1 protein-coding gene is annotated in these 625 nt (G+C 64.3%); it reads left to right on the top strand.

Translation table 11 applies throughout. The annotated features are described in order from the left end of the window. Window positions 1-166 precede the first annotated feature (166 nt). Window positions 167-625: IS3 family transposase (locus NS2_RS35715; protein WP_147207457.1), on the top strand; the 459-nt coding region annotated here is incomplete at its 3' end.

Below are 625 nucleotides of genomic sequence, written 5' to 3'. Positions count from 1 at the left end.
TCGCCGCGGCCGAGGCGGTGGGTGAGAAGCCCTTGGACGCGGCCGAGCGAGCCGAGTTGCTCCGGCTGCGAAAACAGGTCAGCGAGCTGGAGAAAGACAACGCCTTCTTGGTAAAAGCGTCGGCGTACTTTGCCGCGATGCAGAAGAACCGGCCCGGTTCGATCTGATGGCCAAGTACGCCGGCCCCGACGACATCGCCGAAACCGCTGGCACGAGTTCGCCCGAGGGGCAACGGTTCTCGATCATTCGGATGGCACGGCTGCTGAAGGTATCGACTTCTGGCTACTACCAGCACGTGAAACGCAGGGCAGCAACGGTTCTCACGCCGCGTCAGCAGCGGCGCGCGGACCTGACGGTGAAGATCCTGGATGTGCATGCCGACTCCGACGGGACCTACGGGTCCCCGCGGATCACCGATGAACTGCGCGAACGCGGTGAGATCGTGAACTATAAGACCGTCGCGGCGATCATGGCCGAGATCGGGATCGAGGGCATCAGCCCGCGCACGTTCAAAGTCCGCACCACCGTGGTCGATCCGGCCGCGTCGTTCCCGCCGGATCTGGTGGCCCGCGAGTTCGATCAAGGCCGCCCCGACGCGGTATGGACGACCGATTTCACGTACCTG

Source organism: Nocardia seriolae NBRC 15557 (assembly GCF_007990715.1).
GTDB classification, from domain to species: Bacteria; Actinomycetota; Actinomycetes; order Mycobacteriales; family Mycobacteriaceae; genus Nocardia; species Nocardia seriolae.
The sequence above is the reverse complement of the archived record's forward strand: the minus strand, read 5'-3'. Positions and strand labels throughout refer to the sequence as shown.